The 12,087-nt window shown below is 65.7% G+C and carries 22 protein-coding genes and 1 tRNA gene; 7 read left to right on the top strand and 16 right to left on the bottom strand.

Annotated features, from left to right (window positions below; genetic code table 11):
• Positions 1–6: 6 nt before the first annotated feature.
• The 16 genes from Q0A34_RS03385 to Q0A34_RS03310 form a co-directional block, all read right to left on the bottom strand.
• On the bottom strand, positions 7–468 hold the full coding sequence (locus Q0A34_RS03385; protein WP_291478464.1) for a single-stranded DNA-binding protein: 462 nt from the start codon (positions 466–468) through the stop codon (positions 7–9).
• A 2-nt stretch (positions 469–470) separates the two neighbouring features.
• A complete protein-coding gene (locus Q0A34_RS03380) occupies positions 471–1,019 on the bottom strand; it encodes a hypothetical protein (RefSeq protein ID WP_291478463.1) in 549 nt (182 codons plus the stop codon).
• Complete coding sequence (locus tag Q0A34_RS03375) at positions 1,016–1,888, bottom strand: helix-turn-helix domain-containing protein (protein ID WP_291478462.1); 873 nt, start codon at positions 1,886–1,888, stop codon at positions 1,016–1,018. The genes Q0A34_RS03380 and Q0A34_RS03375 overlap by 4 nt, the downstream gene beginning before the upstream one ends.
• Positions 1,885–2,196 carry an HNH endonuclease signature motif containing protein gene (locus Q0A34_RS03370; protein ID WP_291478461.1) on the bottom strand — a complete coding sequence of 104 codons (312 nt, stop codon included), beginning with the start codon at positions 2,194–2,196 and terminating at the stop codon, positions 1,885–1,887. Before Q0A34_RS03370 ends, Q0A34_RS03375 begins: the two co-directional genes overlap by 4 nt.
• Positions 2,196–2,570, bottom strand: a complete 375-nt coding sequence (locus Q0A34_RS03365) for a hypothetical protein (RefSeq protein ID WP_291478460.1) — start codon at positions 2,568–2,570, stop codon at positions 2,196–2,198. Before Q0A34_RS03365 ends, Q0A34_RS03370 begins: the two co-directional genes overlap by 1 nt.
• Complete coding sequence (locus Q0A34_RS03360; RefSeq protein WP_291478459.1) at positions 2,551–3,351, bottom strand: hypothetical protein; 801 nt, start codon at positions 3,349–3,351, stop codon at positions 2,551–2,553. Before Q0A34_RS03360 ends, Q0A34_RS03365 begins: the two co-directional genes overlap by 20 nt.
• A complete protein-coding gene (locus Q0A34_RS03355; RefSeq protein ID WP_291478458.1) occupies positions 3,344–4,354 on the bottom strand; it encodes an AAA family ATPase in 1,011 nt (336 codons plus the stop codon). Before Q0A34_RS03355 ends, Q0A34_RS03360 begins: the two co-directional genes overlap by 8 nt.
• On the bottom strand, positions 4,351–4,602 hold the full coding sequence (locus Q0A34_RS03350; RefSeq protein ID WP_291478457.1) for a hypothetical protein: 252 nt from the start codon (positions 4,600–4,602) through the stop codon (positions 4,351–4,353). Before Q0A34_RS03350 ends, Q0A34_RS03355 begins: the two co-directional genes overlap by 4 nt.
• Positions 4,595–5,134: a hypothetical protein gene (locus Q0A34_RS03345; protein ID WP_291478456.1), complete on the bottom strand. Its 540-nt coding sequence runs from the start codon at positions 5,132–5,134 to the stop codon at positions 4,595–4,597. The genes Q0A34_RS03350 and Q0A34_RS03345 overlap by 8 nt, the downstream gene beginning before the upstream one ends.
• Entirely contained in the window at positions 5,131–5,385 is a 255-nt protein-coding gene (locus Q0A34_RS03340) for a hypothetical protein (protein ID WP_291478455.1), read from the bottom strand. The genes Q0A34_RS03345 and Q0A34_RS03340 overlap by 4 nt, the downstream gene beginning before the upstream one ends.
• Positions 5,386–5,399: 14 nt before the next feature.
• The gene (locus Q0A34_RS03335; protein WP_291478454.1) at positions 5,400–5,642 is read right to left on the bottom strand and encodes a hypothetical protein; all 243 of its coding nucleotides are present in this window, start codon (positions 5,640–5,642) and stop codon (positions 5,400–5,402) included.
• Entirely contained in the window at positions 5,639–5,851 is a 213-nt protein-coding gene (locus Q0A34_RS03330; protein WP_291478451.1) for a helix-turn-helix domain-containing protein, read from the bottom strand. Before Q0A34_RS03330 ends, Q0A34_RS03335 begins: the two co-directional genes overlap by 4 nt.
• 184 nt (positions 5,852–6,035) lie before the next feature.
• Positions 6,036–6,109: transfer RNA gene (locus Q0A34_RS03325), tRNA-Leu, on the bottom strand.
• A 271-nt stretch (positions 6,110–6,380) separates the two neighbouring features.
• Positions 6,381–7,166: a BRO family protein gene (locus tag Q0A34_RS03320; protein ID WP_291478449.1), complete on the bottom strand. Its 786-nt coding sequence runs from the start codon at positions 7,164–7,166 to the stop codon at positions 6,381–6,383.
• Complete coding sequence (locus Q0A34_RS03315) at positions 7,163–7,390, bottom strand: hypothetical protein (protein WP_291478447.1); 228 nt, start codon at positions 7,388–7,390, stop codon at positions 7,163–7,165. Before Q0A34_RS03315 ends, Q0A34_RS03320 begins: the two co-directional genes overlap by 4 nt.
• A 65-nt stretch (positions 7,391–7,455) precedes the next feature.
• Positions 7,456–7,710 carry a hypothetical protein gene (locus Q0A34_RS03310; protein WP_244804957.1) on the bottom strand — a complete coding sequence of 85 codons (255 nt, stop codon included), beginning with the start codon at positions 7,708–7,710 and terminating at the stop codon, positions 7,456–7,458.
• Positions 7,711–7,892: 182 nt separating this feature from the next.
• Here Q0A34_RS03310 and Q0A34_RS03305 point away from each other — a divergent pair, with 182 nt between their 5' ends.
• The 7 genes from Q0A34_RS03305 (at position 7,893) to Q0A34_RS03275 (ending at position 12,067) form a co-directional block, all read left to right on the top strand.
• Positions 7,893–8,423 (top strand): hypothetical protein, encoded by a 531-nt coding sequence (locus Q0A34_RS03305; RefSeq protein WP_291478443.1) that lies wholly within the window; start codon positions 7,893–7,895, stop codon positions 8,421–8,423.
• A gap of 38 nt (positions 8,424–8,461) precedes the next feature.
• Complete coding sequence (locus tag Q0A34_RS03300; RefSeq protein ID WP_291478441.1) at positions 8,462–8,827, top strand: ImmA/IrrE family metallo-endopeptidase; 366 nt, start codon at positions 8,462–8,464, stop codon at positions 8,825–8,827.
• Between the two features lie 48 nt (positions 8,828–8,875).
• Positions 8,876–9,193 carry a hypothetical protein gene (locus Q0A34_RS03295; RefSeq protein ID WP_291478440.1) on the top strand — a complete coding sequence of 106 codons (318 nt, stop codon included), beginning with the start codon at positions 8,876–8,878 and terminating at the stop codon, positions 9,191–9,193.
• Positions 9,190–9,450: a hypothetical protein gene (locus Q0A34_RS03290; RefSeq protein ID WP_291478438.1), complete on the top strand. Its 261-nt coding sequence runs from the start codon at positions 9,190–9,192 to the stop codon at positions 9,448–9,450. The genes Q0A34_RS03295 and Q0A34_RS03290 overlap by 4 nt, the downstream gene beginning before the upstream one ends.
• 236 nt (positions 9,451–9,686) lie before the next feature.
• A complete protein-coding gene (locus Q0A34_RS03285) occupies positions 9,687–9,977 on the top strand; it encodes a hypothetical protein (protein WP_291478437.1) in 291 nt (96 codons plus the stop codon).
• Positions 9,978–10,179: 202 nt separating this feature from the next.
• On the top strand, positions 10,180–10,647 hold the full coding sequence (locus tag Q0A34_RS03280; RefSeq protein ID WP_291478436.1) for a hypothetical protein: 468 nt from the start codon (positions 10,180–10,182) through the stop codon (positions 10,645–10,647).
• A 247-nt stretch (positions 10,648–10,894) separates the two neighbouring features.
• Positions 10,895–12,067, top strand: coding sequence for a site-specific integrase (locus tag Q0A34_RS03275; protein ID WP_291478434.1), 1,173 nt, complete (start codon positions 10,895–10,897; stop codon positions 12,065–12,067).
• The last annotated feature ends 20 nt before the right edge of the window (positions 12,068–12,087 follow it).

Raw genomic sequence — 12,087 nt, 5'->3', positions numbered from 1 at the left:
CGACGGTCAGAAGGGAGGCGGGGTGCCGTCGTCGAAGCCGTTGGACGCCGGCGCCGAGTTCCACGGGTCTCCCCCGCCCTGCTGCTGGCCGCCGCCGTAGCCACCGCCACCCTGCTTCGGGTTCTTCACCACCTGCGCCGACGCGAACGTCAGATCAGGGGTCACGCTGTCAGCCACGAGGGCCAACACCGTCTGCTCGCCGTGGTCTGACTGCCACGCCTCAGGCTTCAGCCGGCCGACCACGGCGACCCGGTCGCCCTTGTGTGCCGACTGCACGAGGTTCTGCGCCTGCCGGCCGAACACGGTCACCAGCAGCCATACCGTGGGGCCCTGCACCCACGATCCCTGCCTGTCCTTGCTCGACTCCGACCAGGCGCCACCGAACTTCGCGAACGTCGTCCGCCCGTCCTGGCTGGTCTTCAGCTCCGGATCCTTGCCCAGCGTCACTGTTCCTGCGAAATGTGCCATGTCTAACTTCCGTTCTCCGGGATCTCCCCGGGTTGCTTGTTCATGTCCTCGAAAAGCTCGCCACGACCGGCGGCCTCCCGCTCTGCGATTCGACGGTCCCGCGCACGCTGCGCGATACCCGCACGAACCTCCCGCCAATGACTCGCCGTGCTGTCACTCCGCGGCTCGATCGCCAGCTGCGGGTCATCCCCCACCGGCGGCACCGCCGACAACGGCAACAACCCCCGCGCCGCCTTCTGCCGGATGATCTCCCGGCGCGACCGTTCCAGCTCGACCTTCTTCTCCGGGTCGACCTCCCACACGTTCTTCACCACGTGGTACGCCGCATCCTTCAGCTCCCGGGGAGTCGCCATGCGATCGCCGACCCCGTTCAGTGCCCACCAGGACACCGCTTCGTCCCACACATCCGCGGGGACGGCGATGTCGCCGAGGACCAGGGCCCACGCCCGGGCGGACTCCGCGCTCAAGGCGGGGAACCGGTCAGGTGCGATTGCCTTACCCATCGCGAGGACGTTCTTCGCGACCTCGATCTTCTCCGGTGTGAGTGTCATGCTTCGATCTCCGCCCATGGGTCCGTGACGACTTCCGCGTCGATGTAGTCGCCCTGCGCTGGCTGGTCCGGCTGGTCGAACAGCCGATCCCAGTCCTCGGGGCGGGTACCCGCGACACGACGGCTCTCCGCGGGGAGGGTCGACAGTCGGGGTGGCAGCGGTTCGTCCTCCCACCGGTCGCCGTTGAGCCACGTCGCCGGGTGCGGGATGAACCGCTTCTCGGTCGGGAGGTTCGGGTCGTTGGCGAACCGGCGCATGCCGTCGATGACGGTCTGCTCGTCGCCGGCGCGCTTCACCGCATTGCGGTACGCGGTGCGCGCCTTGCCGATCCCGGCCTTCCGGGGAACCAGCGACCAGAACTCGTCGAACCGGTCCCCCGGCGGGGGACTTGAGGGGGTTGGTTTAACGGATGGTTCATCGGGTGGTTCTTGGGTGGTTTGTGTGACACCCGTGTCACCCCGTTCGGACCGTGGTGTCACCCCGTTCGGACCGCCATGACACCCCGTTCGGACCGTGGTGTCACCCCGTTCGTCATTCTGCGGGGTGACATTTTGACACCCCGACCACTCGGACGGAGTTGGAACGATGTCCCAGACGATCGGACGACGGTCTGGTCGGTAGCTCGCCACCATCCGCTGATCGCCCCGGCGGATGATCCCCCGGTCCTCGAGCGCCTGTAGATGGCGCATAACAGTGCGTCGGGACATCCCGTAGGCATCCGCGATGGTCTGCGCACTGGGCCACGCTCCGATCCAGTCGGAGTCGTCACCGCCGGCGGCTTCGGCGAGGTAGATCAGCACGAGGCGTTGGCCGGGTGTGATGTCCTTGGGGGCCTTCCTGGTTGCCCAGGCGACCGCCGCGATACTCATTCCTCCTCCTCTCTGGGGGTGTAGACGCCGCGGTAGTACGCGGGCGGCCAGGTCACCGGGTGCCACGAATGGATCAGCAGCCCGGACTCGTAGCCGAACTTGGGGTTGTCATGCACGTACCTGTGGCACGTGCTGCAGACGGCGGCGAGGTTCGCGACCGTGTGAGGGCCGCCCTGCGACCGCATCAGCCGGTGGTGCAGGTGCTGCGCCCCGCCGGTGCACACTCCGCGGATCATCGCCTCGCACGCGCCGTCCGCTCGCTCCAGGACCTCCCGGGCGACCGCGGCGGGCATCCTCTGCTTCACCATCAGGCCCCCTCCCCACGTCCCGCGACGGAGTACATCTGACGCACGTTCGCGCCGATGCTGCGGATCGCGTCGAGCTCCTTCTCGAAGGCCTTCACCCGCCGGTTGACGTGTGAGTACTCGACCTCGGCGAAGTCCTTTGCGTCCCGCTCGTCGATCGTGGCGAGTTCGACCTCGGCCTCCCGGTCTGCGACGGTCTTACCGTCAGCGGCGAGCTGCGCGTGCGCTTTCGCCCTGTCGTAGGCAGCGTCGGCCTGCCGGTAGGCGCGGAGCTTGTTCGTGACCTGCTGGACACCCGCGGCGATCATGTTGGACAGTTCCATGATCCGCTGCTCGACCTGTACCGGGTTGAGCGGCTCAGTCGGTGGCGTCTCCATCGGTCACCACCTCCGGAACCAAGCGAGAGATGAGGGTGATGTCGGTGTCCTTCACCACCGCCACGTCCCGGCTTTCTTTAAACGCGACGGCCCACGGGTGCCTACCGGGGGATCGGAACCCCACGCCCGGGTCGATACCGGCCTCCACCAGCCACGGCTCCCCCTCCGGTACGTCGGCGGGGTCGGGAAGGGCGGCACTCGATGCAGTGACGGGGGCCCGATCCGCGGTGAGTAGGTCGGGGTTGAGACGGTCGAAGGTCCTGGCGAGGTGTTCCACCCCCTCAGCGACGGTCATCCCCGGCGGCAGAGACCCGCCGTCGTACAGAAGGGCGTTGCGAATGGCCTCCACCTCGGCGTTGAGTCGGGCGAGTTCGTCGCGCTGGTGCTTCCGGATCTCGCGGTACTTGTGGAGCTCGTCCTTTCGGGCTTCTTCCTGCTCTTGCAGCCGTTCGACCTCGGCGTTGAGTCGTTCGATCTCGTCGTCACGCTGCTGTAGGTCGGCTGCGGAGGCGTCCACTATGTCCTGCAAGTCGTCGCGCTCCTTCTCGACAGCTTCCACCCGATCAGCGAGGGCATTCAGGTCGTCGGCGTATGCACCGAAGTCAGACGAGATGCCTCCCGCAATGTCCAACATCTGCTCGGCGAGGCTCTTCGGCGGGGCGGGGATCGTGTCGAGGATGTAGCGGGCGGCGGCATGGACGCCCTTGTTCTCAGGGGCCAGGACAACGGTTCCTGCCCATCTGCGGGCTTCGCGCAGCCCCTCATCGTTCACGTCACTCATCCGGCTCCACCTCCGGGGTCACCGTCTCGATACCGTCATCCGGCGCGGACTGGACGCCCGCCGCCAACTGCTTGCCGATCTCGACCCACTGGTCATAGACCCCCAGTCGGCGGGCCTCGCCCTGCTCCTGCAACAGCGCGTCCCGGTCGGTGAGGGTCCGGCAGCGCTCCAGGAACTCCTGGGCCTCCCGGGCACGGGCCTGCGCGGCCGCCTGCGACTGCTGCGGCGTGCCATCCGGCGACGGCCGGACATACGTCGACGCCGACGTTGCCGCGGTGACGCCCATCTGCTCGAGCAGGGCCTCGACGGTGAAGCTCGGTCCGATCTTCTTCTCCCCACCCGGCGGCAGCTGCAGCTTCGTGGACGCGATCTTCGTCATCAGCCAGTCCCGGGGCTGCCGGGCCTGCATGATGACCGTCGCCTGGTACGGCAGGTTCTTCTCCGCCCGGATCTTCCACGTCGTGTCGCCGGTCGGCTTGCCGCCCTCGACGACGCTGACGTGGTCCAGGCGGGCGGTGAGGATCACCGGGCCAGGGAAGCTGCGCAGCGCGCCGAGAAAGTCGCCGAGGGCGTCCTTCGCCGCGTTCCACAGGTCCATCGTGATCTGCGCGTCACCGCCACCACCACGGCCCTTCTGCTGTGCCCGCATGTTGGCCTGGTGCTGCGCCATGTCCGACAGTAGCGTCCACACCTCGGTCACGGAGTCGACGATCATCAGATTCGCCTTGCCCTCTGCCGGGGTGACCGCTGCTGCGGCACGGACCGACGCGAGGATCTGCTGCCATGTCCCGTCGTGCTCCACGATCTCGTAGTCCGAGCCCGGCACGGCGGCGTACTCGTCGCCCATGCGTTCCCCGACCTCGAGGAAGAAGCTGCGGTCGATGAGGTCCATGCTGGTGGCCTCGACCGCGGACCAGGTCTTGCCGCCGCCCTCGACGCCGGCGAGGATGATGATCGGCCACGACACCTGACCGGTGGGCCGCCTCGTACGCAGTTCAGTCACAGTGGCCCCTCCTCGTCGTGCCGGACGACCGACGCGAGGATCATCCGACCCTCCCGTTTCTGCTGCGCGTCACGAACCGCCGCCACGACGGTGGGGTACGGGATCGAGAGCAGGTTCTGGTTCGTCTGATCCGCCTTGCAGATCGTGCGTATCAGTTGGGACATGAAGCCGCCCGGGGTGTGGGCGAGTTCGTCATCGGGCCAGAAGAAGCCGATGACCTGTCGAATCTGTCGGCTGCGCTCACTCATCGCCGGCCTCCAGCTCCGCCGGCGCCGTCAGCGCACGGTTGCCCTCGACCAGCTCCGCGGCGGCATCCTTGCCAGCCTGCGTGGGCCGCACCGACATGATCGGCGACCCGGTCGACACCTCCACCCCGGGGATGTCCTCGCCCTTCTCCGCGGCCCGGAGGTACTGCGCCTCGTCCTGCGACGACAACGCCGGCTCCACCAACTCCGGGTAGTCCGCTTCCAGCAGCGCCAGTGCCCGCGGCACGTCCGTGATCCTCAGGCCGATCCTCCCCGGTGCGTCCTTCGCGACGTGCCCGAGCAGCGCTGCTCGGTCCGTGACCCTGGCCTTTGGCTTCGGGTCGCTGTAGCTGACGGTGCCGATCGACTGCTCGTCCGAGCGGGCGGTGATCTTCTCCCCGCGCTCCATGTCAGCCTGCAGTTCCGCCCGGTCAGCATCGTGCCGGGCCTTCAGCTCCTTCAGCACCGCAGCCTGCAGCACCACCCGGCGCGCCTGCGCGTTGCGCTGCGCCAGCAGTTCCTTCATCGTGCTCATTTCGTCTCCTCCTTGATCTTGTCCACTGCATCCTTGGCTAGTCCCTGCGTGAGCCGGATCTGTCCCCGCCACGCAGCCGCATCGGTACGTGCCCACACATCACCCCTCCCCGAGCGCTTCACTTCCTGCCGGGCCAGCTCGATCCTCAGCAACGCGGACCATTCGAGCCGGACACGCTCCTTACCGCGAGCGACCTGAGCCGCTGCCCGCATCTTCGCGACGTCGACGTAGTCACGCCCGACACGGATCATCAGTCCTTGTTCTGTCACCACAGGCTCATCACCACCAGGAACAGAACCCTCAGCACCAGGAGCGCAACGAGCATGCAGGCGATGACGCCCAGCGCGCCGAGCACAGCCTCGAGCCGGCGGAACCACGACTGCTGCTGCATGATCTGCAGCGGCGTCAGCTCCGGCTCCGAACGGTGCCGGCCGACGAGGTATCGACCCGCAGGGTGATCCGTGAGCGACTTCAAGTACTGCTCCGTGTCCGTCAGATCCCGTCTCATGCCGCGCTCCTCTCCCCCGCGACCCACCGGTCAACGGCTGCCTGCGACCACGTGATCGTGCTGCGCACCTTCAGTGGGCACAGCAGCATCACCGCGTCGTCTCGGTCCTTGATTCCCTCCCGGAGCGTCGTCGGACTGATCCCGACCCGCTCCGCCACCTCCTCGGTGGTGTAGTACTCCCGGTCCTCGACCGGTATCCTCGTAGTCATGGCATCCTCCTAGGTGCCTCATGAGCCGCCCCGGTCTGCCAGGACCGTCGGGGCGGCTTCTCAATTTCTCAATGGTCAAAGGGCGGGGCGCAGCAGACGCCTTCTTCAGCGAAAGGGTCTGGAAAGCCGGTCATGGGCGCCGCTTACAGGGGAGATTCCACCCCGCTCACACGCCCCGCCCCAGTGCCCCTCCCTGGACTCGAACCAGGAACCTCCGACCTTTGAAGTCGGCGCCTCTGCCAGTTGGGCTAGAGGGGCTTGGTGTCTGCAGCCGTTCCGCATCAACCCCGGTCGGGGTCGTTCCGCCGAACAAGTCAGGCGGGTGCGATGCGGGGAACCTGCCGGGTTCGCCACCCGGGGGTTTTCCAGCTGAAGATCGCGTTCACTATCGAGTTCTCAAACATCACGGCCACAGGGGCCTTGCTGCCGACGAGGGATCTGCACCCTCCCCACTGCTGCTGAGACAGCGGGGCACTTCGCGAAGGCAAGGGGTGGTCGCCCGTGCTTCCCCCACAGGCGACCAGGGGGGTCAGGCGACCGCGACGGAACCCTGATCAAGGTGCGACAGCCAGCGCCTAACCGCACGGGCAACCGCCATCGCACCGTCCGGGGTGATCTTCAGGGTGTGCATCACCTCGCCACGGAACCGTGGGGCGTCGTGCACCTCCTGGCGCTGGAAGTACGGCTTCTTGTCCGCGTACTCGCTGTAGCGGTAGACCGTCTTCTTCTCCCCCGTCTTCGACGACCGGCGAGTGGCCTCCTCCTTGTAGATCCACCCGTGCTCAATCAGCAGCTCACGGAGGAACTTCTCGGTGATGCCGATGGTCGACGCGACCGTGGCGAAGCGGAGCAGGTCCTCGGTGCACACGAAGTCATCGTGGTAGGCGACCTTGTGCTCGTCGGCGGAGACTTTCGCCTCCAGTTCCTGCACCTTGCGGTAGGTGATCTGCAGGGCCTGGTGGACCATCTCCTCCTCTGTGAGGGCGGGGGCTCCGTACGACCCGGTGCGGCGGATCGACGGCAGGACCTCGTCGGTGACCCAGTCCTGGAACTGCTCGGCGTCCGGGCGACGGCTCTTCAAGACTGCGGCGTACAAGCCGGCTTCGGTGATGACCGACATGGTCTGGTCTCCGGAGGGGGTCCCCACATTCTGGGTACCCCTGTGTCGATCCCGGAGGTTCCGGGTCATCCGCTCTGCGTCGCGGTAGCCGAGGATCTTGGCGACGTCGCTGGCGACCCACCGGGGCTCGCCGTCTTCTCCCGTGAGGACACGGACCTGGTGGCCGTGAAAATCGAACGGCCTGATGTCGCTCATGACACCACGACCTTGCGGCGGTAGGGAGCCACGGTCTTTCGGGGCAAGCTGTCGGTCTCCCGGGCCTCTTCCCTGACCTTCTCTGCCGTGGACTTCATCTGGTCGCGCAGTTCACGCAGTGCGGCCTGCAAGGCAGGGTCGGTAGCGTCGCAAACGGCGTGGGCGATGGCGAGGGACGCCTCGAACAACCCTGAAGCCCGTCCATACTCATAATCGTTATGCATGGTGTACTCTCTTCCTTGGATGGATTGGGCCCCGCTTCGGCGGGGTCTTTTTCGTGACTGGGGAGTTAGGCGGCGACTCGGGGGTCGTCTGCCAGGTCGAAGTACCCGGCGACGTAGTCCTTGTCGCCCTGCAGGGCGCTGACTCGCAGAGCTACCCGGGCGGATACCTTCGCCCCGGCCCGCAGCATGGGGAGCTGATCGGGCTGCACTCCGACGTAGAGGGCGAGCTGCTCGTCGGAGGTGAACCGTCGAGAGCGGGCGATAGCGTCGAGGGCGCCGGGGCGGAAGCGGTATGCCGGCGCTGCCTGTGCGTCGATCACTGGAACCTCCTTGGCTGGTGGTCTGTGGTGCGGTGCCATCTCGCAACCGCTGATACGAGTATGCATCCAGCGATACCGAATGGCAACGCTGTAACTACAAGCTACCCCTGGTACCTACCCCCGTTATGCATTTCTACGTGCAGGTATGGCGATTGATACCAATGTGCATTACAGTGACCATCATGGAACACAGAGCATGGATCGACGGACTCATCGCTGGAGACTCGTACCGAACCGCAGCCGAGAAGATCGGCACCAACGGGTCGACGATCACCCGGCAGCTCAACAAGGGGCACCTCTCCCCTGAGATGGTGATCTCGTTGTGCCGCACCTACGGACGCTCCCCCGTCACCGGACTGATCGAGACCGGGTACCTCAACCCCTGGGAGACCGAGGGCGTCTCGATTCCCTACGCACTCAAGGAGGCGACGAACAAGCAGATCCTCGACGAGATCATGGACCGCTCCGACCCGGAGGCGACCGTCCTGTTCGGCGGAGGGGATGACGTGATCGACGTCGCCCCCGTTGCTGATGTGTTCCCCTTCCCCGACTCCCCCCGTAGTTTCAACGGCGAACAGGCAGAACCCGACGAAACCACCCCAAGTGTCCGGGACGACGAGCAAGATCTCGAAGAAGCTCTGCGCGACGCCAACGCACTGCGCGGAGCTGCACAACACCGCACTCCCCGACTCGAGGAGCCCGAAGACCCGTAGAAACGACCCACATAGACCTGGAAACCATCGCGGAGAACATGGAGGTGAAGATCGTTCCCACCCCACAACTCCGCGATGACCTCAACGCGATCTACCTGCATCGCCACAAGGTGATCTTCATCCAGGAGGACCTCGATCCCTACACCGCCCGCTGCGCCCTCGCCCACGAGCTGGGGCATGCCCACCACCAGGACGAGCACGCCAGCACCGGTCGGCAGGAGCGACGCGCCGACGAATGGGCCGCCACCGCACTCATCACCCCGGATGACTACCGGGAAGCGGAGCAGACCTACGGCCCCCGCACCGGCGCGATCGCATGGGCCCTCGGCGTGACCCCTCACCTCGTCCGGGTGTGGCGGACGATGGCCCGAACCGCTCCACATAAGATCACTGTTAGAAACTAATAGCCTGTCGAACTGACGACGGCAGTCCCCCCACGAGAGGAGACCACCATGACCACCCCACAGAACTGGCCAACCAACGGCCAGCAACCCCACCCCGCACCACCCGTAGCCCCTACCCACCAGTACGGACCAGGCGGCGCCACACCCCCAGCCAAGACCATCGACGGCTTCACCGCCTGGACCGTCGCATCCGCCATCGTCTTCGTCGTCGCCGGCCTACTCGCATTCCTCGCCGTAGGCGAAGCCACCTACAACACCGACCTCGTACTCGGGATCATCTTTGCCATCTTCTCCGGGGTAGGATTCGTCGGGATCATCCTCTCCCGCATCGGCGCCGCGATCACCCGGACAGGAGCGGGACGATGACCACATCACAACCTGACAAGCTCACCCGAGCCCGCCAGATCCTGATCGGTAAGAAACCGTCCGAGATCGGCGAAAGCGGCCCCAGTCACGCACGATCGTTCATCGGGATCGGCGGCCTTGTCATCGCTTTCGCCATCCTCATGATCATCCTTGGCGAAGCAGGCACGGGCCTACTCGTCCTCATCGTCGGCATCCTCGTGGTCGGCGCAGCGACCATCGTCCAGGCAATCAACAAGCAGGACGGGAACCGGCAATGACCATCCGACGAGCTGCCCTCGCTGCACTGCTCGCACTCCCCCTCACCCTCACGGCATGCAGCAATGACGCCCAAGACCCGGCCCCGACAACAAGCAGCGCCACGATCACCACGAGCAGCACCACTAGCTCGACCACGTCGAGCCCCACCAGCAGCACACCATCGGCTCCCGACCCAACCCCTGCGCAAGAACCAGCGGCCGCGCCAGAAGAACCCCAGGTGTCCTACACCTGCGCGATGGACCCCATCTACCAGCCCGGGACCACGTTCTACTCCGACGGCACCAGCGGCTACACCGCAGCATGTCAGCAGCAGATGGAAGACGCGATGGAGGCGTCCGGGAACTACCCTGACTACCCCTTCGGCAACGTCGACCCGAACTGGACCGAAGAGGACGCCATGCGGGGCCGGTCCTACGACGACATGAGCAACGCCGAGCGGTCGAACCACGGCCTCAGCGCGGCGACACCGAACAATTGCGACGGGTACCTCGGCGCCCACGAGGACCCGGACGACTCGCACTGCTAGACACGAAAATGGCCCCCACCGACGGGCAAGACCAATGCATAGCACCTCGATCCGCCCATCCCATGCGCCCGCAATTACCTATGATTAGCTCCACCCCCATATGCCCCGGTGACCACCACAGAAGCGATCACCACCACCCCGCAAGAAAGAGAAGCCACCAATGACAATAAGACGACCCGCCACAGCCGCGCTCGTTCTCGCCGTGCCCATCGCACTGTCCGCCTGCACGACCAACGACGACAACCAGACCACCACCCCTGCGAACAGTACAACACTGGAAGCCACCCAAGCCCCCGAAGACCGAGCCGAAATCGGCCAACCCATCACCGTAGCCGGAGCTGAAATCACACCAACCAACCTCCGCCCCGCCGAACAGTCAGAACAAGAGCACACCTGCGTCGACATCAACATCAACGTCGCCAGCGACGCCGAACCACTCGACATCCACGGCCTCGCCGCATGGAAGCTCTACGACCCCTCGAACACTGCCCGCCTCCAAACTGCCAACGACGACACGCAGCATCTGCCTGAAATCGTCGAACCAGGTCAGGAAGCACAAGGAACTGTATGCTTCGAAAACGCTCCCGGCACCCCAGGCGACTATGAGCTGCGGTTCAGGGGAAACATCGATCCCCTCACCAACGAAGCAGTCTGGACCGGAAAGCTATAAGAGGCAGCCTAGAGGCAAGGCACTCAGATGACTACGCCGGACCGGAAACCACCACGTGCTTTGGTCATACTGATCGCTCTCGTTGCCACCGTCATGGCAATACCAGGTGGGATTTTCTTCGCACTGATGATCATTTCAATCGTCCTCAAGATGTAACCCCACGCACGGAAACGGCCCCCACCGCCGGGCAGGGCGATGGGGGCGAATGTCCAACACATATACGCACGTCAGACAGGAGAACCATACCATGAGCGTCCAGAGACGCCCGAAAACAGGACGGCCGAAAGGCGGCGGGAAGCCGAAGTGGATCGTGCGCTACCGCTCCCCCTCCGGCCGCGAACACTCCAAGACCTTCCCCACGCGAGCCGAGGCCGTCGCCTACGACGAGGAACAGTCACGACTGCTCCGCCGCCGCGAGTGGGTCGACGACAGCCATGCCCCCACCCTCGCCGAACTGTGGCCCCAGTGGGAGGCGGCCGCGACAAGCCCCGGGACGAAGGCGGTGCGCGTCACCGTCGGCAAGAACCTAGGAGACCTCGCCACGACGAAGATCACCGAGCTGCGCCCCTCCCAGCTCCGCACATGGCGAACCCAGCTCCGGGAAGGCAGGCCGTGGAAGTCAGGGTGCGACGGTCTCGCCCGGAACACCCGCACGTCCTGGTGGAACCAGGTGTCGGGGTGCCTCAACATGGCGGTCGACGACGGGCTGATGCTCACCAACCCGTGCCGACGGGTACGTGGCGGCGAGGAGACAGAGCCGGTCGATCCTCGATCGTTGCCGAGCATCGAGCAGATCCGGCAGGCCGTTACGCTCGCCGATACGACGGGGCGTGACACTCTCGCCACGATGATCCTCGTCGGCGTCGCTACCGGGCTGCGGCCCAGTGAAGTCGCAGGCCTGCACTGGCACCACATCGACCGGCAGGCTCGAGTCCTCCTGGTCGAAAGGCGGACCCGTGCAGTGACACGAGGAGAGACGGATCTGGGGCCGTTGAAGAACACCTCGGCGCGCCGGACCGTGCCCGTGCCGCCACGGGTGATGAGCCGACTGTTGGAGCACCGTCTACGGCACCCCGCTCGCGACGATCAGCCGATCTTCACCCGCCCGTCGGGTGGCCTGTGGTCGTCGGACGACATCGCGTCGGCGATGCGGGCGTTGACCGGAAAGCAGTGGACGTTCCATGCGCTGCGGCACGTGTACGCGTCTTCTCTGATCCGTCAGGGTCGTGGGGTGAAAGCGGTGCAGCAGATGCTGGGGCACAAGAACGCGTCGACGACGTTGGACACCTACACGCACATGTGGCCGGATGAGGATGACCTGGTGCGTGATGCTGCGAACGATCTGGTGCGGGATGTGTGCGGGATGGACGGTGGATCCGTGGACGGTGGGGACGCAGAAAGCGGCCTGCAGCCGAGGTGACTGCAGACCGCTTGTGGTGC

The organism is Corynebacterium sp. (genome assembly GCF_022712195.1).
Taxonomy (GTDB): domain Bacteria; phylum Actinomycetota; class Actinomycetes; order Mycobacteriales; family Mycobacteriaceae; genus Corynebacterium.
This window is presented reverse-complemented; position numbering and strand designations above follow the sequence as displayed.

What these genes read in the sequence shown, in the direction of transcription:
- Q0A34_RS03365 (WP_291478460.1), bottom strand. Translation starts at nt 2,570, where the DNA reads ATGGAGACGCCACCGACTGAGCCGCTCAACCCGGTACAGGTCGAGCAG.
- Q0A34_RS03360 (WP_291478459.1), bottom strand. Translation starts at nt 3,351, where the DNA reads ATGAGTGACGTGAACGATGAGGGGCTGCGCGAAGCCCGCAGATGGGCA.
- Q0A34_RS03300 (WP_291478441.1), top strand. Translation starts at nt 8,462, where the DNA reads ATGGAGGTGAAGATCGTTCCCACCCCACAACTCCGCGATGACCTCAAC.
- Q0A34_RS03330 (WP_291478451.1), bottom strand. Translation starts at nt 5,851, where the DNA reads ATGACTACGAGGATACCGGTCGAGGACCGGGAGTACTACACCACCGAG.
- Q0A34_RS03290 (WP_291478438.1), top strand. Translation starts at nt 9,190, where the DNA reads ATGACCACATCACAACCTGACAAGCTCACCCGAGCCCGCCAGATCCTG.
- Q0A34_RS03385 (WP_291478464.1), bottom strand. Translation starts at nt 468, where the DNA reads ATGGCACATTTCGCAGGAACAGTGACGCTGGGCAAGGATCCGGAGCTG.
- Q0A34_RS03380 (WP_291478463.1), bottom strand. Translation starts at nt 1,019, where the DNA reads ATGACACTCACACCGGAGAAGATCGAGGTCGCGAAGAACGTCCTCGCG.
- Q0A34_RS03320 (WP_291478449.1), bottom strand. Translation starts at nt 7,166, where the DNA reads ATGAGCGACATCAGGCCGTTCGATTTTCACGGCCACCAGGTCCGTGTC.
- Q0A34_RS03345 (WP_291478456.1), bottom strand. Translation starts at nt 5,134, where the DNA reads ATGAGCACGATGAAGGAACTGCTGGCGCAGCGCAACGCGCAGGCGCGC.
- Q0A34_RS03335 (WP_291478454.1), bottom strand. Translation starts at nt 5,642, where the DNA reads ATGAGACGGGATCTGACGGACACGGAGCAGTACTTGAAGTCGCTCACG.
- Q0A34_RS03340 (WP_291478455.1), bottom strand. Translation starts at nt 5,385, where the DNA reads ATGATCCGTGTCGGGCGTGACTACGTCGACGTCGCGAAGATGCGGGCA.
- Q0A34_RS03370 (WP_291478461.1), bottom strand. Translation starts at nt 2,196, where the DNA reads ATGGTGAAGCAGAGGATGCCCGCCGCGGTCGCCCGGGAGGTCCTGGAG.
- Q0A34_RS03295 (WP_291478440.1), top strand. Translation starts at nt 8,876, where the DNA reads ATGACCACCCCACAGAACTGGCCAACCAACGGCCAGCAACCCCACCCC.
- Q0A34_RS03315 (WP_291478447.1), bottom strand. Translation starts at nt 7,390, where the DNA reads ATGCATAACGATTATGAGTATGGACGGGCTTCAGGGTTGTTCGAGGCG.
- Q0A34_RS03275 (WP_291478434.1), top strand. Translation starts at nt 10,895, where the DNA reads ATGAGCGTCCAGAGACGCCCGAAAACAGGACGGCCGAAAGGCGGCGGG.
- Q0A34_RS03375 (WP_291478462.1), bottom strand. Translation starts at nt 1,888, where the DNA reads ATGAGTATCGCGGCGGTCGCCTGGGCAACCAGGAAGGCCCCCAAGGAC.
- Q0A34_RS03285 (WP_291478437.1), top strand. Translation starts at nt 9,687, where the DNA reads ATGGACCCCATCTACCAGCCCGGGACCACGTTCTACTCCGACGGCACC.
- Q0A34_RS03305 (WP_291478443.1), top strand. Translation starts at nt 7,893, where the DNA reads ATGGAACACAGAGCATGGATCGACGGACTCATCGCTGGAGACTCGTAC.
- Q0A34_RS03350 (WP_291478457.1), bottom strand. Translation starts at nt 4,602, where the DNA reads ATGAGTGAGCGCAGCCGACAGATTCGACAGGTCATCGGCTTCTTCTGG.